This window comes from Rhodococcus sp. NPDC004095 (genome assembly GCF_053604015.1).
On record NZ_JBSGGS010000003.1, the window covers coordinates 435,672 to 454,767 of the forward strand.

The 19,096-nt window shown below is 71.2% G+C and carries 15 protein-coding genes; 7 read left to right on the plus strand and 8 right to left on the minus strand.

What is annotated here, in order from left to right:
- Positions 1-36: 36 nt before the first annotated feature.
- Together ACWEPG_RS08140 and ACWEPG_RS08145 are read left to right on the plus strand one after the other, a co-directional pair.
- On the plus strand, positions 37-3,333 hold the full coding sequence (locus ACWEPG_RS08140) for a BTAD domain-containing putative transcriptional regulator (protein ID WP_450113374.1): 3,297 nt from the start codon (positions 37-39) through the stop codon (positions 3,331-3,333).
- A gap of 22 nt (positions 3,334-3,355) precedes the next feature.
- Positions 3,356-5,470 carry an MMPL family transporter gene (locus tag ACWEPG_RS08145; protein WP_452594210.1) on the plus strand — a complete coding sequence of 705 codons (2,115 nt, stop codon included), beginning with the start codon at positions 3,356-3,358 and terminating at the stop codon, positions 5,468-5,470.
- Here ACWEPG_RS08145 and ACWEPG_RS08150 read toward each other — a convergent pair.
- From ACWEPG_RS08150 to ACWEPG_RS08160, 3 genes are all read right to left on the minus strand, one after another.
- Positions 5,418-6,317 carry an AraC family transcriptional regulator gene (locus tag ACWEPG_RS08150; protein ID WP_450113376.1) on the minus strand — a complete coding sequence of 300 codons (900 nt, stop codon included), beginning with the start codon at positions 6,315-6,317 and terminating at the stop codon, positions 5,418-5,420. The genes ACWEPG_RS08145 and ACWEPG_RS08150 overlap by 53 nt on opposite strands.
- A 157-nt stretch (positions 6,318-6,474) precedes the next feature.
- Complete coding sequence (locus tag ACWEPG_RS08155; RefSeq protein ID WP_452594211.1) at positions 6,475-7,587, minus strand: hypothetical protein; 1,113 nt, start codon at positions 7,585-7,587, stop codon at positions 6,475-6,477.
- 187 nt (positions 7,588-7,774) lie between these two features.
- A complete protein-coding gene (locus ACWEPG_RS08160; RefSeq protein ID WP_450113378.1) occupies positions 7,775-8,623 on the minus strand; it encodes an aldo/keto reductase in 849 nt (282 codons plus the stop codon).
- 203 nt (positions 8,624-8,826) lie between these two features.
- Between ACWEPG_RS08160 and ACWEPG_RS08165 the strand changes: the two genes are divergently transcribed.
- Positions 8,827-10,467, plus strand: coding sequence for an ABC-F family ATP-binding cassette domain-containing protein (locus tag ACWEPG_RS08165; protein WP_450113379.1), 1,641 nt, complete (start codon positions 8,827-8,829; stop codon positions 10,465-10,467).
- Here the strand turns inward: ACWEPG_RS08165 and ACWEPG_RS08170 are convergent.
- The 5 genes from ACWEPG_RS08170 to ACWEPG_RS08190 form a co-directional block, all read right to left on the minus strand.
- Positions 10,454-12,028 carry an MDR family MFS transporter gene (locus tag ACWEPG_RS08170; protein WP_450113380.1) on the minus strand — a complete coding sequence of 525 codons (1,575 nt, stop codon included), beginning with the start codon at positions 12,026-12,028 and terminating at the stop codon, positions 10,454-10,456. The two genes, ACWEPG_RS08165 and ACWEPG_RS08170, sit on opposite strands and share 14 nt — an antisense overlap.
- A gap of 257 nt (positions 12,029-12,285) precedes the next feature.
- Entirely contained in the window at positions 12,286-13,476 is a 1,191-nt protein-coding gene (locus tag ACWEPG_RS08175) for a sensor histidine kinase (RefSeq protein ID WP_452594212.1), read from the minus strand.
- A gap of 207 nt (positions 13,477-13,683) precedes the next feature.
- Positions 13,684-14,877: a Dyp-type peroxidase gene (locus ACWEPG_RS08180; RefSeq protein WP_450115252.1), complete on the minus strand. Its 1,194-nt coding sequence runs from the start codon at positions 14,875-14,877 to the stop codon at positions 13,684-13,686.
- Positions 14,870-15,385, minus strand: a complete 516-nt coding sequence (locus ACWEPG_RS08185) for a copper chaperone PCu(A)C (protein ID WP_450115251.1) — start codon at positions 15,383-15,385, stop codon at positions 14,870-14,872. Before ACWEPG_RS08185 ends, ACWEPG_RS08180 begins: the two co-directional genes overlap by 8 nt.
- Positions 15,386-15,483: 98 nt before the next feature.
- A complete protein-coding gene (locus tag ACWEPG_RS08190) occupies positions 15,484-16,023 on the minus strand; it encodes a hypothetical protein (RefSeq protein ID WP_450115250.1) in 540 nt (179 codons plus the stop codon).
- Between the two features lie 98 nt (positions 16,024-16,121).
- Between ACWEPG_RS08190 and ACWEPG_RS08195 the strand changes: the two genes are divergently transcribed.
- The 4 genes from ACWEPG_RS08195 to ACWEPG_RS08210 are packed head-to-tail and all read left to right on the plus strand — an operon-like array spanning position 16,122 to position 19,075.
- Complete coding sequence (locus ACWEPG_RS08195) at positions 16,122-16,412, plus strand: helix-turn-helix transcriptional regulator (RefSeq protein WP_450115249.1); 291 nt, start codon at positions 16,122-16,124, stop codon at positions 16,410-16,412.
- Positions 16,405-16,953, plus strand: a complete 549-nt coding sequence (locus tag ACWEPG_RS08200) for a hypothetical protein (RefSeq protein WP_450115248.1) — start codon at positions 16,405-16,407, stop codon at positions 16,951-16,953. The genes ACWEPG_RS08195 and ACWEPG_RS08200 overlap by 8 nt, the downstream gene beginning before the upstream one ends.
- Positions 16,950-17,849 (plus strand): ABC transporter ATP-binding protein, encoded by a 900-nt coding sequence (locus ACWEPG_RS08205; RefSeq protein ID WP_450115247.1) that lies wholly within the window; start codon positions 16,950-16,952, stop codon positions 17,847-17,849. The genes ACWEPG_RS08200 and ACWEPG_RS08205 overlap by 4 nt, the downstream gene beginning before the upstream one ends.
- Complete coding sequence (locus ACWEPG_RS08210) at positions 17,846-19,075, plus strand: ABC transporter permease (RefSeq protein ID WP_450115246.1); 1,230 nt, start codon at positions 17,846-17,848, stop codon at positions 19,073-19,075. The genes ACWEPG_RS08205 and ACWEPG_RS08210 overlap by 4 nt, the downstream gene beginning before the upstream one ends.
- Positions 19,076-19,096: the final 21 nt, after the last annotated feature.

Consider the following 19,096-nt stretch of genomic DNA (forward strand, 5'->3'; position numbering starts at 1 on the left):
TACCGCGCCAGTACCCCGCAACCCTACCCTTGTGCGGTGTACATACGGGTGCTCGGCTCGATGGACGCGGAGACCGGGACCGGGGTCCTCGATCTCGGCGGCCCCCGCCAGCGCGCCGTGCTCACCCTGCTGCTGATCGCCCGCGGCGCGGTCGTGTCGGTGGACCGGCTGATCGACGACCTGTGGCACGGCGAACCCCCGCCGCGGGCACTGGGCGCCCTGCAGGCGTACGTCTCGAACCTGCGTCGCGCACTCGAACCCGACCGCGCGCCCCGCACGCCGGCGGCGGTCCTGGTCAGCCGTGCGCCGGGGTACTGCCTCACGCTGGGGACCGACGACGTGGACGCCTGGCGGTTCGAGTCGCTGCTGCGGGCGGCTGACGGTGCGCCCGCACCGGATCGGCGCCGGCTGCTCGAAGAGGCGGTCGCGCTGTGGCGCGGGACGGCCCACGCCGAGTTCGCGGCCCACGACTGGGCCGCGCCGGAGGTCGCGCGGCTCGAGGAGCTGCGGCTGGTGGCGCACCAACGGCTCGCCGCGGCGATGCTCGACACCGGTGACGCAGCGGCGGCCGCGGCCGAGGCCGGCGCGCTGACCCGTACGCATCCGTTGCGCGAGGAGGGCTGGCGGCTGCTGGCATTGGCGCTGCACGCCGGCGGCAGGCAAGCCGACGCGCTGGCCGCGCTGCGCCGTGCCCGCGGGACCCTCGCCGACGAACTCGGCCTCGACCCCGGGCAGCCGTTGCAGCAACTCGAGGCGGACCTGCTCGCCCAGCGTCTGCCGCTCCCCGGCCCGCGGCGCGAACGGACCGTGGGGGTGACGGAGGAGGCGGCGGCCACGCCCGCCCCGATGCCTACCGCGCCCGGATTCGTCGGCCGCCGAGACGAACTCGACTCCCTGCTCGCCGCGTCGCGTGCGGTCTCGGACCGGGCCCGTGTCGCCCTCGTCTCGGGTGAGGCGGGCGGCGGCAAGACCGAGTTGCTGCTGCGCCTTCGGGCGGCGCTCGACGACAGCCTGGTCCTGGTGGGACGCTGCCCCGAAGCCGAGGGCGCCCCGCCGGCCTGGGCGTGGGTCGAGATCCTGCGTGCCCTCGTACCCGAGGTCGACCCCGGGCCCCTGGCCGCCGCCCTCGCACCGCTGCTCGACGACGCGCGGATGGCCGCCGACGAGGCCGCCTCCTCGGCGCACGGCCGGTTCCTGCTGCACCGCGCCGTCACCGACTACCTCGATCTCGCGCGGCGGGCGCGACCGCTGGCGGTGTTCCTCGACGACCTTCACCGCGCCGACACCGAGACTCTCACCCTGCTGACCCGGGTCGCGGAGTCCGTGCCGCTGCTGCTCGTCGCCGCGTACCGTCCGGACGAGGTGACCCCGGCACTCGAGGAGGCGCTCGCGGTGCTCGCCCCGCTGACGCCGGAACGGATCCGGCTCGGCGGTCTCGGGGCGGTGGACGCCGCGGCCCTGGTACGGGAGGTCGCCGGGGTCGACGCCGACGATGCGACCGTCGCGGCGCTCACCGAACGCACCGGCGGAAATCCCTTCTACCTGCGCGAAAGTGCCCGACTGCTGGGCAGTGAGGGCGGACTCGTCGCAACCTCGGAGGTGCCCGCGGGGGTCCGCGACGTGCTGCGCAGGCGGTTTGCCCGGCTGCCGGAGGTGACGGTCGCGGTGCTGCGGCTGATCGCGGTGATCGGCAGGCAGGCGGACGTCGAGGTGCTGCTGCGGGCCGTGGAACTCGACGAGGAGGCAACCCTCGAAGCCGTCGAGGCGGGTGTGGTCGCAGGACTGCTCGACGAGCCGGACGCGATGACCGTGCGGTTCACCCACGCCCTCGTCCGGGACACCCTGTTCGGCGATCTGGCCCAGGTTCGCCGGGCCCGCTGGCACCTGCGGGTCGCCGAGGCCATCGAGCAGGTGCATCCGCACGACGCGCCGGCGCTGGCCCATCACTTCGGAGCCGCGTTGTCGGCGAGCACCGCGCGCCGGGCCGCGAACCACGCACTCGAGGCCGCCCGTCAGGCAGAGGCGCGCTTCGCCCACGACGCGGCGGCCGCGCACTACGAGCAGGCGCTCGCCGCAATGGACCGCCTGCCGGGCGGAGGGGACGTGGACGAACGCGTCGAGGCGCTGGCCAGGCTCGGCCGCAGCCACCTCGCGGCGGGGGCGGCGCAACCGGCCCGCGACGCCCGCGACCGTGCCCTGACGGCCGCGGAGTCCGCCGCGCGGCCCGACCTCGCGGTCCTTGCCCTCACGGCCTGGGACAGTCCGACACCGTGGATCAACCGCCCCTACGGGCTGGTGGACCTGCGGGTCGTGACGGCGATCGAGCGGGCGTTGGAACTGCCCGCGCTCACGGACGAGCAACGCTGCCGGCTCCTGGTGATCCTCGTCGACGAGGTGTACGGCGAGGACGATGCGCGCACCGAGGTGGCCGGGGTCGAGGCCGAGTCACTGGCCCGCCGTCTCGGCGACCCGCATCTGCTCGGCCTTGCGCTGAACGCACGACTGGCCCTGCGGCACGGCGCGTATCCGGCGGCGATGCGGGCCGCGATCGCCGCGGAACTGATCGCGATCGGCAGCGACGACGATCTCGCGGTCTTCGCGCTGATCGGTCACTACAACACTCTGCAGATGCTCTGTGCCCGTGGCGATCTGGACCCCGCGCGCGAGCATCTGCGGCACAACGAGGCGCTCGCCGACCGGTATCGGTGGCGGCAGGCGCAGGCCACCAACGCGATGGTGCACGGCATGCTCGCGCACGCGACCGGCGACCTCGACGGCGCCGAGTCCCGCTATCTGCGCGCACACCGGGAGTTCCTGGGACACGGCGGATTCGATGCCGACGGCATCCTGCTGATGGCGCTGCTCTCGCTGCGGGTGACGCAGGGCCGGACCGGCGAGTTCGAGGTGCTGCTGGAATCGCTCGACACCGCGGCACCGGACATGCTGATCGACCCGCTGACCCTCGCGCTCGTCGCCAACGGGAAGGCAGGCAGCGCGCCCCCGCTGCGGGTGGGCATGCGGCCGGTGCGGTCCGACTTCTTCCACGGACTGCTGCTCACCCTGCGGGGCGTGGCGGTGGCCGCGCTGGGATCCCGGGACGAGGCCGCCGACCTGTATCCGGCGCTGTCGGCGTATTCCGGCCAGATCGGCGGCGCCGACACCGGTTCGTTCGCGCTCGGACCGGTGGACACCGTGCTCGCCGACCTCGCGCTGCTGCTGGACCGCCCCGAGGCCGCCGGCACCCACCTGACCGCGGCGCTCGAACTCGCCGAGCGGTGCGGGTGCCCGCAGTGGATCGAGGCCGCCCGCAGCAGGCTGCAAGTCGTTCACTAGCGACCGGCGCGACGGTGGTGCCATGAGCACCTTCCTGAGTCGAATCGGATCCGCGGCCGCCGCGCACCCCTGGCGCGTCGTGTCGGCCTGGCTGGCGGTCCTCGCGATCGCCGTGACGCTCGCCGCCACGGTCGGCGATGACCCGCACGACGACTACGACATCGAGGGGCTGGCCTCCACCCCGGGCAGTCACCTGCTCTCCGACCGGTTCCCGGAGATGTCCGGGGCCGACGCCCGGGTGGTCGTGCACTCCCCGGACGGCGCGGTCCCGACCGCCGACCTGTCCGCGCTGGGTGCGCGGCTGTCCGCCCTGCCCGGGGTCGGTGTCGTGGCGCCGCCGCGACTGTCGGCAGGCGGGGACACGGCGATCCTCGACGTGCGGTACACGGTGCCGGTCACCGACTTCGCAGGTGGCGAGGGCACCGGCGCGCTCGAGGCCGCCGCCGGGGACACCCGTGCCGCGGGCCTGCAGGTCGAGTTCGGGGGCCAGGTCCACGAAAATCAGTCGGCGCCGTCCGGGACGGCGGAGTCCATCGGCATCGGGATCGCGCTGCTGATCCTGGTGTTCGCGTTCGGCTCGGTGGTGGCGGCCGGCCTGCCACTGGCGGTGGCACTGATCGGGGTCGGGGTCGGCGGCGCGCTGATCACGGCCCTGGCCGGGTTCACCGACGTGGGCACCACCGCTCCGACGATCGCGACGATGGTCGGGATCGGTGTCGGCATCGACTACGCCCTCCTGCTGGTGACCCGGTTCGCGGACGGCCTGCGGGACGGGTTGACGCCGCGGCGGGCGGCCGGGCACGCGAACGGGACCGCCGGGGTGTCGGTGCTGTTCGCCGGGTCGACGGTGCTGGTGTCGCTGTTCGGTCTCCGGCTGGCCGGGCTTCCGGTGTACTCGTCGTTCGGGTACGCGACGTTCCTCACGGTCGGCGCGGTGATGCTGGCCGCGGTGACGTTGGTCCCGGCCCTGTGCGGGCTGGCCGGACATCGGGTGCTCGGCCGGACGCGAACGCGCCGGGACGACTCGGGCACCGCGACCGCGCGCTGGGCGCACCGGGTGGGAAGCAGGCCGTGGCCGTGGGCCCTCGGCGCGCTGCTGGTGCTCCTGGCGCTGGCGGCGCCGGTCCTGCAGATGCGGACCTGGCCCCAGGACGCGGGCAGCCAACCGCCCACCAGCACCGTCCGGGTCGCCCACGACCTGGTGGCGAGCGAGTTCGGCCCCGGCGCCAACGGCCCGCTGCTGGTGGCGTTGGATCTCGACCGCGGTGCGGACCCGGCCGCCGTGGCCGCCGTGCTGCGGGCGGACCCGGGCGTCGCGCGGGTCGACGGTCCCGTGTCGAACGCCGCGGGCACCGCGGCGGTGCTGCGGGTGGAACCGACCACCGCGCCACCGGACCCCGCGACCGCCGACACGCTGGAGCGGCTACGTGCGCAGCTGCCGGAGGGCACCCACGTCACCGGACTGACCGCCCTGTTCGCGGACATCTCCCAGCGGCTCGCCGAGCGCCTGTGGCTGGTGGTCGCCGTGGTGGTCGCGTTGTCGGTGGTGTTGCTCACGGTGGTGTTCCGGGCACCGGTGGTCGCGGTGAAGGCGGCGGCGATGAACCTGCTCTCGGTGGCCGCCGCCTATGGCGTGATGGTCATGGTGTTCCAGTGGGGTTGGGGTGCAGGCATTCTCGGCCTTCCCGGACCGGTACCGGTGTCGAGTTGGGTACCGATCCTGATGTTCACGATCCTGTTCGGCCTATCGATGGACTACGAGGTGTTCCTGCTCTCACGGGTCCGGGAGTTCTGGCTGCGCACCGGTGACCCCCACGGCTCCGTGGTCCGGGGTCTGGCATCCACCGGCCGGGTCATCACCTGCGCCGCCGCCATCATGATCGCGGTGTTCACCGGGTTCGCACTCGACGGGGACATCACGGTGAAGATGATGGGTGTCGGATTGGCGGTGGCCGTGCTGATCGACGCGACCGTGGTGCGGATGGTGCTGGTGCCTGCCACGATGGCGCTCCTCGGACGGGCCAACTGGTGGCTGCCGCCCTGGCTGCACCGGGCGTTGCCCCGCCTCGACGTCGAGGGTGGCGTCACGGACCCGCCGCGGCCCGCCGACGCACCTCCCGCGGTGTCTCACCGGTGAGGTCGCGCACCGCGCGGCCGAACTGACTCAGGCCGGAAAACCCGCTGCGGCGCGCGATCTGCCCGATCGACAGTCCCGCCAGCGCCGGGTCGGCGAGCAGGTCGACTCCGCACCGCACCCGCCTCCTGCGGATCACTCCGTAGACCGACTGGACCTCCGACTCCATCAGTTTGTGCAGGTAGCGACTGCTGACATTGACGCCGGCGGCGACCCGTTCGACCGTGAGCGTCGGATCGGTGAAGTTCCGCTCGATGAACTCGTACACCCGGGACCGCAGGTCCGTGGCACCGTCATCGGGTCGGGCGTCGGACGGGTGCGCCGCCCTCAGCACCGCCAGAGCGAGGTCCGTGACCGCGTGCGCGATCAGCGAGACCTGCTCCACCCGAGCCCGACTGGTGGTCAACGGTTCCAGCACTCCCGCGAGAGCCGCCACGGTCGGGGAGTCCGTCAGCACCGCTCCGGCGATCCGGTGCCGATCGACGGACCGGGACAACACGACGGACCGCGGGAGGTAGACGAAGGCCAGGTCACTGCCGTCGGCGATGTCGAGGAACAGGGAACACCCGAAGTCGACGCACACCGCATCGCCGGGACCTGCGCGGTGAATCACCTGATTCTGTTCCACCACAACGGAACCCGACCGCACACAGGCGACGGCGACGTAGCCGGACATGACGTCCCCGAGCTGACCGGCCCCCCGGACACCGAGGACGGCGGTCGAGCACATCCGGTTCACCCTGATGGACCCCAGGTCCACCGAGATCATCGAGGCCGCAAAGGAACTGGGATCATCCGAACTGAAGCGACACATCCCCGACAGCATCTCGAGGCCGTCGCGTCCGGCCATGCTGATTCCACCCCGGAAGCGCTCCGTCAGCGCTCCGGTGCCACCACTGTCCAACCGCTCGATCCCCTGCCTGCCCACAGAAGTTTGCTCGACCCTAACTCGGGTCGGGCGCACACCCCGGCAACACGCCAGAGAGCAGGACCGCGACGGCCGTGGGTCAGATCACCGAGACCCCGACGAACCATCCGATGACGGCCAGCACGACCAGTAGCACACCCCCGGCGACAAACGGACCCCACGTGTTCCAGAACGTCCGGTCCCGCTCGGCCTCGGCCGCCGGAGCCGCGACGAACGCCCCGACCTCCGACGCGGCCGCGGCGGGCACCGCGGGCACGACGGCAGCCGCGGCGACCGTCTCGCCGAGCACGTCCACCACCCGCCCCGCCGCGACGTCGTCCGCACCGACCGCACGCACGATCAGTTCCGACAACTCGGCAGGCACGTCGGGGCGAACCGCACTCGGCGAGAGCGGGCGACCGTCACCGGTGTGATGCATGCCGGTGAGCAGCTCGCACAGGACGTTGCCGAGGCCGCGAACGTCGCCGCGCGCGGTCGCGTCGGCCGGTACCCCGGGAAAGGCCAGGTACGCCACGCCGTCGGCGTCGACCCGGACACGTCCGGGGTTGTCGATCGCGACGAGGGCCCCCTCGCCGTTCGCATCCCGCACCAGCCGGGCGAGGGGAACGACGGCCGCCGCCGCATCCGCCGGTCGACCCGCCCGCACGAGCCCGAGCGCATGGCTCTGCTTCCACTGCGCGACGATCACCGCGCGGCCGTCGATCTCGAACATGTCCAGGATCGCGGCCGTCGCGTCGGAACGGATCCGGCACAGCCAGCCGGTGCGGTCGAAGAACGCCGCGGCACCGTCGGCCTCCGGGAATTCGACCACGGTCAGAGCGACGTCCCGGGCCAGGACGGTGTCACGAGCCCGCCAGTAGGCGATGTCGGTGCTTCCCCCGCAACGTTCGAGCAACCGGTAGCGATCGCCCGCGAACTGGGAGCCCGGGACCAGCGCCCAGACCGGCGGACGGGTCGGGGTACGCGTCGCCGAACGGGCGGGCACGAGCGACTTGACCGGCACCCGCGTCGCACCGGCGGCCGGCACCGCACCCGGCGCGTCCCTGACCGGAGTTCCGGCGGGCGCGGCCGCCGAGACCGGGCCGGTCGACGCCGCGGTCTCCCGAGCAGCCGGCCGGGTGGACTGCGGGGTCACCGGTGCGGCCACCGGCCGGGTCACCACCTTCGAGCCGGTTTCCGTCCGCATGCTCATCCCTCCCTCATCACCGAAGCCGTGCGTCGCGCGCAGCGGTCGGCGCACGGCTCATGTCACGACTCGAATCTTCGCAGCACGAAAGACCCGCCGGTCTGTCCAGTTTCTCCGGTTTCGCGGACCGTGCGGATTTCGTGGAATGCCCGTGCGCGGAAAGCCGAATCGTGATCAGAAAATACCTGCTCAACTATCCCATATCGAAAGTCGCGGGATCGCCACCGAGTCGGTTGCCGGCGTCCATGCCCGCGATGTCAGCGAGGTCGTCGCCGTCGAGTTCGAAGTCGAACACCTCGATGTTCTGCCGAATCCGATAGGGGGTCACGGACTTCGGGATCGCGACGTTGCCCAGCTGGAGATGCCACCGCAGTGCCACCTGCGCGGTCGACCGTTGATGCTTCTCGGCGATGCGGGCGAGCGTCGGGTCGTCGAGCAGACCTCGGCCCTGACCGAGCGGCGACCACGCCTCGGTGACGATGCCGAGTTCGGCGTGCACGGCCCGCAGCTCCGGCTGCGCGAAGTCGGGGTGCAGCTCGACCTGATTGATGACCGGCACCACACCGGTGTCGTCGATGATCGTGCGCAACTGCGCCGGCTCGAAGTTGGAGACGCCGATCGACCGCACCCGCCCGTCCGCGCGCAGCTCGGTGAAGGCCCGCCAGATGGCGCGGTAGTCGTCCCGCATCGGCCGGGGCCAGTGGATCAGGTACAGGTCGAGGTAGTCGAGACCGAGCCGGTCCAGGGAGGCGTCGAACTCGAAGAACACCGCATCGCGGGTCCACGGCTGTGCGGAGTTGTTCCACAGCTTGGTGGTGACGAACAGCTCGTCCCGCGGCACCCCGGAGTGCGCGATCGCCCGGCCCGTGCCCACCTCGTTGCCGTACACGGCGGCCGTGTCGATGCTCCGGTAGCCGATGCTCAACGCGCTGGTCACCGCCGTGTAGCTCTCGTCGTCGGGCACCTGCCACACCCCGAACCCGATCTGCGGGATCGTGTTGCCGTCATTGAGGGGGACGTTCGGTACCGAGGCAGCGGTCATGGCTCGACACAACCACGAGAGCGCTCTCGTTGTTCCCCCACCACGCGCATTCACACCCCGTGACGGTGGCCACATCACCGGAAATCGCGGCTCCACCGTGCTCACGGCACCGCCGCCGCACGTCGTGACCGTCGTCACCCTTCGACCCGGCACCGGCCTCCACCCCGTCCGGCGCGACATCGCACCCTGAGAGACTGGCCGGCATGACCGCCACGCTGCACGCCGACGACGTCTCCGCCGCCCGCGGCGAGCGCACCCTGTTCACCGGACTCGATCTCGTGGTGGCGCCGGGAGACGTGATCGGGCTGGTCGGCGCAAACGGGGCGGGAAAGTCGACGCTGCTGTCCATCCTGTCCGGGCGCACCACCGCCGACGTGGAGGGCACCGTCACCCTCAGCCCGCCGGACGCGACGGTCGGGCACCTGGTGCAGGAGCCGGAGCGAATCCCCGGCGAGACCGTCGAGGCGTACCTGGGCCGGCGCACCGGCGTCACCGATTCCGAGACGGAGATGAACGCGGCCGCGGAGACCCTCACGGAGCCGGGAGGCGACGACCGCTACGCCCACGCCCTGGAACGCTGGCTCGGGCTGGGCGGCGCCGATCTGCACGAGCGCGCAGAACAGGTACTCGACGACCTCGGGCTCACCGTCGGACTGCACGCCGAGATGACGTCCCTGTCCGGCGGGCAGGCCGCCCGCGTCGGGCTCGCCGCACTGCTGCTCTCCCGCTACGACGTGCTGCTGCTCGACGAGCCGACCAACGACCTGGACCTCGACGGCCTCGAACGCCTGGAACGGTTCGTCGCCGAGACCCGCACCGGCGTCGTGGTGGTCAGCCACGACCGGGAGTTCCTGGCGCGCACCGTGACCGGGATCGTCGAACTCGATCTCGCGCAGCAGCAGATCGCCGTGTACGACGGCGGCTACGAGTCGTACCTGACCGAACGGGCCGTCGCCCGCAGGCACGCCCGCGAACGCTACGACGAGTACGCGGACACCAAGGCCGGCCTCGAGGCCCGCGCGCAGATGCAGCGCAACTGGCTCGAGCACGGCGTCCGCAACACCCGACGCAAGGCCAAGGGCGCCGACTCGGACAAGATGGGCCGCAAGGCGCGCGCCGAGTCCACCGAGAAGCAGGCCGCGAAAGCCCGTCAGACGCAACGCCGAATCGAACGGTTGGACGTCGTCGAGGAGCCGCGCAAGGAGTGGGAACTGCGGATGGAGATCGCGGACGCACCCCGCAGCGGCGCGGTCGTGGCGACACTGACCGGCGTGGTGGTTCAACGTGAAACCTTCCGGCTCGGCCCGATCCACGCCCAGATCGACTGGGGTGACCGCATTCTCGTCACCGGCCCCAACGGCTCCGGCAAGACGACGCTGCTCCGCGTCCTGCTCGGCCGACTCGCCCCCGACGAGGGCACCGCGGCACTCGGTTCCGGCGTGGCGGTCGGCGAGGTGGACCAGGCCCGCGGACTGTTCGAGGGAGATCAGACCCTCGCGGCCGCGTTTGGCGCGCAGGTCCCGGACTGGCCGGACGCGGACGTGCGCACCCTGCTCGCGAAGTTCGGCCTCAAGGGCCACCACGTCCTGCGGTCGGCGAATTCCCTGTCCCCCGGCGAACGCACCCGCGCCGCGCTCGCCCTCCTCCAGGCACGCGGCGTGAACCTGCTCGTCCTCGACGAGCCGACCAACCACCTCGACCTGCCCGCCATCGAGCAGCTCGAACAGGCGATGGAGTCCTACACCGGAACCCTGCTGCTCGTCACCCACGACCGGCGGATGCTGGACACGATGCGCAGCACCCGCCGGTGGCGGATGGACGGCGGGCGGCTCATCGAGGAGTGAGCGCGGTGGCGGCTTCGGCGTCGTCGCTGCTCGCGCGCAGCGGCACCTGCTTGATGAACACCACGAGGACGAAGCCGACCGCGACCATCGGCAGCAGCATCGTGAACACCGGGGTCAACGCGTCGTTGTAGGCGCCGACAATCAGGTCCTCGAGGGCGTCCGGCAACGCGTTGCCGGCCGCGGGAGTGAGCGAATTCGTGTCGACACCGCTCGCCGCGGTGTCGACAGGCAGCCGCTCGGTGAGCAGGTCGGTGAGCCGGCTGGTGAACAGGGCGCCGACCACCGCGCCGCCCAGGGACGCACCGATCTCGCGGAAGAAATTGTTTGCCGCGGTCGCCGTGCCGACGACCCTGTCCGGAAACGAGTTCTGCACGATCAGGACGAGGATCTGCATGGCGAAGCCGATACCCGCGCCGAGAACGAACAGGTAGGTCAGCAGCAACGCCAGCGGGGTGGACGGGGAGAGCGTCGACAGCAGCAGGAAACCGATGGCGAGGACGATCATGCCGACGATCGGCATCCACTTGTACCTGCCGGTGCGGGAGGCGAGGGCACCGCTGGTCACCGACGTGACCATCAGGCCCACGACCATCGGGAGCAGGAGCAGGCCGGATACCGTGGCACTGACGCCGGTGACCATCTGAAGGTAGGTCGGCATGTAGGAGATCGCGCCGAACATGGCAATGCCGACGAACAGTCCGGCGGTCGTGGCGAGCACGAAGTTCCGGCTCTTGAACAGTGCGAGCGGGATGATCGGCTCGTCCGCCTTGTACTCGGCGAGCACGAACAGTGCCCAGAACACGACCGTGGTGACGATCAGGCCGATGATCAGCGGCGAGTCCCACTCGTGTTCGGTGCCGCCCCACGAGGTGACGAGGATCAGCGACGTGACCGCGACGGCCATCGTGAGGATGCCCCAGACGTCGAGCCTGACCCTCACATCGTGCTTGGGAAGCTTCAGGAAGATCGCAGCGCACGCGATCGCGGCGATACCGAGCGGGATGTTGATCCAGAACGCCCATCGCCACCCGATGCTCTCGGTGAACCAGCCGCCGAGCAGCGGTCCTGCGACGGCGGAGACACCGAACACGGCTCCCATGGCGCCCATGTACTTCGACCGTTCCCGCACCGGAACGACGTCGGCGATGATGGCCTGCGCCAGGATCATCAGTCCGCCGCCGCCGAGGCCCTGCACGGCGCGCCCGACGATCAGCCATGTCAGGTCGGCTGCCAGCCCGCCGATGATCGAGCCGATCAGGAACAGGATCAGCGCGCCGATGAATATGGATTTGCGGCCCACCAGGTCGCCGAGCTTGCCGTAGATCGGCATCATGACGGTCGCGGCGACGAGATATGCGGTGGTGACCCACAGCATGTGATCGACGCCGTTCAGTTCACCGACGATCGTCGGCAGAGCGGTCGCGAAGATCGTCTGGTCGAGCGACGCGAGGAGCATCGCGACGAGCAGCCCGGCGAACACCGCGCCGATGTGCCCCTTGCGTGCGGTGTCCCCGACCGGGCCACCGCTGCTGTGCCCGGCGGTCAGGCTGTCCGTTGTCATGGCCACGAGTCTGCTCGGCGCAGCGTGCCGCGTCGTCCCGCCACCGGGGGATTTTCACGTACCGCGGACGCGGTATCCGCGACGTGGCCGAGTTCCTCCGGGAACGCCGAATCCCGGTTCGAGATAAGTCGATTCGCGGATGGACCGGTCCGCGATCACTGGGCCGCGACGACGAGCTGCGCGCGGTCGTGGGCGTGGAGCCCGGTCACGACGCGCTTCACGTGGGTCTCGGCGGTGGGCGGGGTCCGGCCCGGTGGTCACGGGCGGTCTTCCGGGGTGGCGGGTCGGTCGTCGACGGTGTCCACCGGGTCGACGGGTTCGACGGGCAGCTCCGCGACGAGAATCCAGGTACCGATCCCGTCGAGTCCGTAGGACAGTGTTCCGCGCACCGACTCCACCCGTTCACCCAAGCCGATCAGGCCCTGCCTCGTGCCGGGCGCGGCACGCGCCGCGCCGTCCGGCGCGGTCGGGTTGGTCACGGTGATGCGCAGCGAACGGGGCAGGTACTCGACGAGCACGTCGGCTTCGCGTCCGGTGCCGTGTTTGTGGGCGTTCGTGAGCGCTTCCTGGATCACCCGCAGCGCGGTGACGTCGACGGTCGGGGGCAGCTCGTACCTGTCTCCGTCGATCCGGACCGTGACGTCCACTCCGTGACCGGCGAATTCGCGTACGACGTCGTCGAGTTGGGACAGGCCCGCGGGACCGGCTGCAGCGGCGGCGGGGTCCCTCAGCGTGGCCATCAGGTCGCCGATCTCGGTCAGGGCGGCGCGCGAGGCGCGGCGAATGACGGTCAGTGACCGCTCGGCATCGAGGGGCCGGTCGCGCAGGGCCGACGAGGCGACGCCGGCGTGCAGGTTTATCACCGAGATCTGATGCGCGACAACATCGTGCAGGTCCCGTGCGATCGCCAGACGGGCCTCGGCGACCCGCTGACGGGCGAGTGCTTCGCGCGTGCGCTCGGCGCGTTCCGCTCGCTCGGTGATCGATGTGACGTAGTCGCGTTGGGTGCGGACCGCATCGCCAACGGCGCCTCCGAGCAGGACGGTCAGAACGTTCTGGAAGCCGTTGTACCCGTCGACCGTGACCGCGACGAGCATGACGGCGGCGACGCCGACGGCGATCAGCACGCCCTGGGGACGGGACACCCGTACCGTCGCGGCGTAGACCGCGATTGCCGTGGCCGTGGCGATGCCGGGATTGAACAGGTCGAGCGGAACACTCACGACGACGAGAGCGACCAGGGCGGGCAGCATCACGAACGGGGCGCGATGCCGGGCGAGCAGGATCACAACCACGGCGACGTCCAGGGCCATCACGGGTGGGGACCAGACGAACCCGTCACCGGGGCGGGGCGCAAGCGTGCCCGAAACCAGCACCACGACTGCGACGGCGAGATGCCCGATCCAGTGCATCGTCGAACGACCCGACGGAGTGTGAATGCGCGCCACTGCGTCTCCTCTCGGTTGCCGGATCGTCGACTATCGCCGACGCCGGGTCACCGCGCGTCCCCCGACAGGATGGACTTCCATACCGCAACCGCGGTATCCACGTGCCCACCCGAGCGGAATTCTTCCAGAAGGGAAGACGCGGATGCCCGCGCCGGTGGGTGCCGGGCCTCATGCCCGGCACCCACCGGCCGCGGTTGAAGTGGCGGCTCAGCCGATGCCGAGCAGCGACTGCCCCAGGTACTCCCCCTCCCGGCAGCCGGGCAGGATCGCGAAGACCGCGGACCCGACGGGGGTGGACCAGGTGTTGAACAGGTCCGCGTCCGCCAGCCGTTGCTGCACCGGGACGAACTGGGTGACCGGATCCGCCTGGTACGAGACGAAGATCAGCCCGGAGTCGGACACGTCCTCCCCCGCCGGTGCCTCGTCGTAGTTGTACGAGCGACGGTGCATCCGTTCCGCGGTGTTCGCCGATCGGGCGAGGGCGATGTGCGAGTTCGGTGCGATCACCGTCAGGCCGCCCGGTCCCCGCGCGGTGAAGTCCGGCTCGTCGTGCTCGGCGTCCCCGGTCAGGGGTGCGCCGTCGGACAGCCTGCGTCCCATGACGATCTCGCGTCCCGGACGGTCCAGTTCGTCCCACGCGTCGAGGTCGAGCCGAATCCGGCGGATCACCACCGACGTGCCTCCCGCCAGTGACGACCCGTCGGTGATCCACACCAGGTCGTCGAAGTCGGCGGTGCCTGCCCGCGGATTGACAGTGCCGTCCACCTGTCCCATCAGGTTCCGCATCGTGGTGCCGTCGGGTTCGCTGCCACGGGCCCGGCGGAAACCACGCTGTGTCCACCGGACCGTCGCGACCGAACGGGCACCCTTGAGCAGAACACGTTGGGCGTGCGCGAGGGCCACGGGATCGTCGGAGCCGAGCTGCAACAGCAGGTCCCCGTCGCTCCACCTCGGGTCGAGCCGGTCGATCCCGAACGGCGGCAACGGCGCCAGCCACGCGGGCCGACGCTCCTCGATCGCCGCGGCCGCGAACGCACCCGGCCCGAACCCGACGGTGACGGTCAGCCGGGCGGGCACCGTCGCCAGGTCGGGTTCGGTGTCCGCCAGGGCAGGACGGCCCGCCGCCAGACGCACGGCGTCGTCGGTCCACACCCGCATCAGGCGGATCAGCGCCTCCCGATCCACGTCGGGCCGCAGGTCCAGCCCGACGAAAACGGCGTGCGCGGGCGGCGCGGTGGCGATCCCCGACTGATGCTCACCGTGGAACGGCACGGTCGCGGCGACGGGTGTCTCGGCCCGGACCGCTGCGGTGCCCAGTCCCACCGCGGCCCCGCCCACCGCGGCCCCGCCGAGCGCGACGGCGCCGACTCCGAGCAGTCGGCGCCGGCTCAGCTCAGCCACCGTGCTGCTCCGAGTACTCCTCCTTCGCCCCGGTGAAATCGCGGACCTGGGCCTCGATCTCGGCGGTGCTGCCGTCCGAGAAGGTCAGGGTCAGCGGCAGTCGGGTGCCGGCGCGCACGGGGCCGGTCAGGTCGAACAGCATGATGTGCTCACCGCCGGGTTCGAGCACCTGCTCACCGCGTGCGGGGATCTCGAACCCACCCTCCTTCTCCCGCATCGACATCGAGCCGGCGCCGTCGGACGCCATCTCGTGCAGCTCCACCCGCGACGAGACCGCGGTGTCGACCGAGGTGAGCGTGACCGGGGAGCCGGAGCTGTTGGCCAGGGTGCCGAACACCGCGGTCATGCCGGTGTCCGCGGCCTTCGCCCAGGCGTCGGTGACGCTCACCGCGGCCGCCGCGGATGTGGCCGATTCGGAGTCGGAGGAGCAGCCCAGCAGGGCCGCGCCCATCGTGAACGCGACGCTGCCGGCGAGCAGGGTCCGACGAAAACGGTTCTTCGTCATCATGATTCGGTTGTCCTTCGCTGAAGATCGAGGGGCGCGCACGCGCGCGCCGAAGTGACGTGCCGACCGGGTCGTCGGCACGCAGGGGTGGTCTCTGAGGATCAGACGAGGACTGGAGGGCCGCGACGCGGCAGGCCCGTGCGGCAGAACATCTCGGCGAGCGGCCTGGTCCGGACCGCGACCGGCGCGGAAACAGCAGGGCCGACGGGGTCGATCCGCGCGAGTCGAACGGCGACCACCGCTCGCAGCGCCGCCGCAGAGGCGGGGCCGATCCGCTCCGCGGCGGCGATCAGGCCCGCACAGACGAGGAGCGCGAGGCCGTGCGCGGCGAGCATCGGGCCGCCGGCCACGACCGGGTCGGCGGGATGGTGGCCACCGCCGACCGCCAGGGTCAGATGGGACAGCACCTGCCCGGTGGCGAGCACGACAGGCAGGAACGCCGTGCCCCGGCGCAGCACGGGGACGGCCGCCGTCAGGGCAGCGAGGACGGTCGCCGTCCCGACGAGCAGGACCAGCGTGGAACCCGCCGGAAGACCCCCGCCGGCCGCGCCGTGGGCCGCGACGGCCAGGGCCACGGTGGTTGCGCCGACGGCACCACCGCGCACCCGAGCGGACAGCTCGTCCCCGGCGGTGGTGCACACGCCCACAGGCTACTACATCTCGTCGTAGAACGACGGGAGCACGACTCAGCGCATTAAGACAACTTGACGAGTTGTTGTGTTTTTACAACACTGACGGCATGAGCCCGGTACGGCGCGGGGAGTCCCGCCCCATCTTCAACCGCATCGCCGTGCTCCGCGCGGAACGTGCCCTGAGCCGGGCGGGGTTGGCGGAGCTGATCGAGGTGAACCCGCAGACCGTCGGCGCACTCGAACGGGGCGACCACTACCCCAGCCTCGACCTGGCGATGCGGATCTGCGACGTCTTCGAACTGCCGGTCGAAGCGGTGTTCTCCAGACACCCGTTCACCCCACTCTCCACCGAGCTCTACCGGCGCGACCGAGAGGAAGGAGAGGGCCGCAGTGCCTGAACAGAATCTGATCGAGCGCTACCAGGCAGGCCGGGCGCGACGCTTCCTCGCCAACTCCGAGAAGTGGCAGTCGATGCTGCCCGGGTGGCGCACCCGCAGCCGGCGCCGCATCCTGGTCGGCGGCCTCGCCGTCACCTTCGCGTTCATGCTCACCGTGGGCGTGCTGTGCCACTTCCACGAGCGGGCGCCGCTGCTGTGGCTGCCGGCCTGCCTGCTGTTCTTCCCGATCTGGACGGCACTGCAGATCGCATCCGGGCGACTCGGCGACGCACCGGCCGAAGCGCTCGACGAGTGGGAGATACAGCAGCAGAACGCCGCCCGATCCGTGGGACTGACCATCACCCAGTGGCTGGTGATGATTCCCGTCGCCTACCTGACCATCGGCAGCGTCGTCACGGACGGTGACCACTCGACCATGGCCTACGCGGGCGGCCTGCTCACGCTGACGACGCTGATGATCGGCGGATGCTCGCCGACCATGATCCTCGCCTGGACCAGGCCCGACCCGTACCTCGACGACGATCGCCAGGAGGCGTTGTGAGCGGGAACACCCTTGCCATCGACCATCTTTCGAAACGCTACGGCGATGTGGTCGCCCTCGACGACCTGAGTTTCGAGGTCCACCCCGGCGAGATCTTCGGTTTCGTCGGCTCCAACGGGGCCGGCAAGACCACCACGATGCGGATCGTCCTCGGCGTGCTCGCCGCCGACGCAGGCAAGGTCACACTCGGGGGCCGCCCGGTCGACCTCGAGGTGCGCCGCACCATCGGCTACATGCCCGAGGAACGGGGCCTGTACCCGAAGATGAAGGTCGGCGAGCAGCTGTCGTACCTCGCTGAACTGCACGGTCTTTCCCGATCCGCGGCCAGGACCGCGGTGACCCGGTGGACGGACCGCCTCGGCATCGCCGAGCGGCTCGGTGACACCGTCGACTCCCTGAGCCTCGGCAACCAGCAGCGGGTGCAGCTGGCCGCCGCGCTGGTGCACGACCCCGCGGTACTGGTCCTCGACGAACCGTTCTCCGGACTCGACCCGGTGGCCGTCGACGTGATGAGCGACGTGCTGGTGGAGAAGGCGAACACCGGCGTGCCGGTGGTCTTCTCGAGCCACCAGCTCGACCTGGTGCAGCGTCTGTGCCACCGCGTCGGCATCATCGCGTCGGGTCGGGTGCGGGCGCTCGGGACGGTCGACGAACTGCGCGGGGGCGGCGGCACCCAACTGGTCGTGCGGGCCCCCGACGCCCCGCCCGGATGGGTGGACCACCTGGCAGGCATCCGCACGCTCGAGCACCGCGACGGCCGAACCGTCCTCGAACTCGACCCCGGCGTCGACGATCAGGAAGTCCTCGCCGCCGCGCTGAAAACCGGTCCCGTGCACGAGTTCTCCCAACACCGGCCGTCCCTGACCGAACTGTTCCGAGAGGTGGTGTCCGGATGAGCGCGCCGACTCGGACTGTGGCGCAGGCCCAGGATCCGTCGCCGAGCCACGCCCGCGCCATCGCGCTGGTCGCCCGGCGCGAGTTCCGTGCGCAGACCCGCAAGAAGAGCTTCGTGGTCAGCAACCTGATCGTGCTGATCGCGATCGTCGGCGCGGTGGTGGGCTACTCGCTCTTCTCCGGCGCCGACGAACCCGACCTGGCCTCCGTGGGACTCGTCGGCGACCAGTCCCTCGGCGCCGCACTCGTGACCGCGGGCGACCAGGTCGGCACCGGCATCGAGGTCACCGCGGTCGACGACGAACAGACCGCCCGGGACCGCGTCACCTCCGGCGACCTGGACGTCGCGCTGATCCCGCGCCCGGACGGATCCGCCACCGCCGTCACCGAATCCGAGCTGGAGGCAGGCCTGCGCACCGCCCTCGACGTCGCCGTCGCCACCCGGGCCCAGCAGGAGGCCCTCGCCGCGCAGGGCGTCGACACCACGCGGCTGGCCGCGGCCACCTCGGGTGCAGTGGTCACCGTCGACGCACTCGACCCGCCGGATCCCGAACGCGGACAGCGGGTGGCGCTGTCCGTCACGGCGGTGATCCTGCTGTACATGCAGATCCTCGGGTTCGGCATGTACGTCGCGATGGGCGTGGTCGAGGAGAAGTCGAGCCGGGTGGTCGAACTGCTGCTCTCGACGCTGCGTCCGCTGCAGCTGCTCTGGGGCAAGATCATCGGCATCGGCGCGGTCGGCCTGGTGCAGTTGACCGCGTACGGCGTCGTGGGGGTCGCCGCGGGCCTGGCGACCGGACTGCTCACCGTCACCGGCACCGCGCTGGCGGTGTTCGCGTCCACCCTCGGATGGTTCGTGCTCGGCTTCGCCTTCTTCGCGGTGCTGTATGCGGCGGCCGGGTCGATGGTCTCCAGGCAGGAGGACGTCAACTCCACCGCCATGCCCCTGATGCTGCTGATCATGGCGATGTTCTTCACCGCCTTCTCCGCCGTCGGCAACCCCGACGGCACCCTGAGCAACGTGCTGAGCTGGATTCCACCGTTCTCCGCGATCCTGATGCCGCTGCGGATCGCGGCCGGGGTGGCCGGCCCGGGGCAGGTGATCGGCACCGTCGCGATCATGCTGGCCGCCACCATCGGTGCCTCGCTGATCGCGGCGAAGATCTACCAGCGCTCGATCCTGCGGGTCGGAAAGACGGTCTCCTGGCGGGAGGCATTCGGACGGTGAACGGCCCGGGCTCCGCCGGCC

What these genes read in the sequence shown, in the direction of transcription:
- ACWEPG_RS08145 (WP_452594210.1), top strand. Translation starts at nt 3,356, where the DNA reads ATGAGCACCTTCCTGAGTCGAATCGGATCCGCGGCCGCCGCGCACCCC.
- ACWEPG_RS08150 (WP_450113376.1), bottom strand. Translation starts at nt 6,317, where the DNA reads ATGGCCGGACGCGACGGCCTCGAGATGCTGTCGGGGATGTGTCGCTTC.
- ACWEPG_RS08155 (WP_452594211.1), bottom strand. Translation starts at nt 7,587, where the DNA reads ATGAGCATGCGGACGGAAACCGGCTCGAAGGTGGTGACCCGGCCGGTG.
- ACWEPG_RS08160 (WP_450113378.1), bottom strand. Translation starts at nt 8,623, where the DNA reads ATGACCGCTGCCTCGGTACCGAACGTCCCCCTCAATGACGGCAACACG.
- ACWEPG_RS08165 (WP_450113379.1), top strand. Translation starts at nt 8,827, where the DNA reads ATGACCGCCACGCTGCACGCCGACGACGTCTCCGCCGCCCGCGGCGAG.
- ACWEPG_RS08170 (WP_450113380.1), bottom strand. Translation starts at nt 12,028, where the DNA reads ATGACAACGGACAGCCTGACCGCCGGGCACAGCAGCGGTGGCCCGGTC.
- ACWEPG_RS08185 (WP_450115251.1), bottom strand. Translation starts at nt 15,385, where the DNA reads ATGATGACGAAGAACCGTTTTCGTCGGACCCTGCTCGCCGGCAGCGTC.
- ACWEPG_RS08195 (WP_450115249.1), top strand. Translation starts at nt 16,122, where the DNA reads ATGAGCCCGGTACGGCGCGGGGAGTCCCGCCCCATCTTCAACCGCATC.
- ACWEPG_RS08210 (WP_450115246.1), top strand. Translation starts at nt 17,846, where the DNA reads ATGAGCGCGCCGACTCGGACTGTGGCGCAGGCCCAGGATCCGTCGCCG.